Origin of the sequence: Paenibacillus xylanexedens (assembly GCF_007676705.1) — a bacterium.
Lineage (GTDB): Bacteria > Bacillota > Bacilli > Paenibacillales > Paenibacillaceae > Paenibacillus > Paenibacillus xylanexedens_C.
In genome coordinates this window covers 1-316 of the sequence record NZ_VEBF01000135.1, presented here as the reverse complement: position 1 = coordinate 316, position 316 = coordinate 1, and the positions used below count along the sequence as shown (strand labels likewise).

1 protein-coding gene is annotated in these 316 nt (G+C 51.6%); it reads left to right on the top strand.

The features are described from left to right. Positions 1 to 25: 25 nt before the first annotated feature. Positions 26 to 316, top strand: a 291-nt coding sequence (locus tag FS628_RS30330; protein WP_145326665.1) for a hypothetical protein, incomplete at its 3' end; no start/stop codon positions are given.

Below are 316 nucleotides of genomic sequence, written 5' to 3'. Positions count from 1 at the left end.
GGGTGGGTAAGTTGGGAAATGGGGGATGGATGGTGAGTTGTTTGAAGTTAGGGGTGGGAAAGGGGTTGAGATCGAGGGTGATTGGTTGGAGCAAGGGGAGGAGGTGATGGGGGGGAGTAGGAGTTATGGCTTGGTTGGGAGAGGACAGGTAGAGGTGATTGTTGTTGAGGATGATGAGGGTGGGGAGATTATTGTTGTTGAGGAAAGACGGAAGGAGGAGAAGAATATGGTGATGATTGGGTTGGATGCGCTGGGGGGGTGTAGCGTTGAAGTGATGGTGAATGTGTATAACGGGTGGAGGAAAGGAATAGTGTCC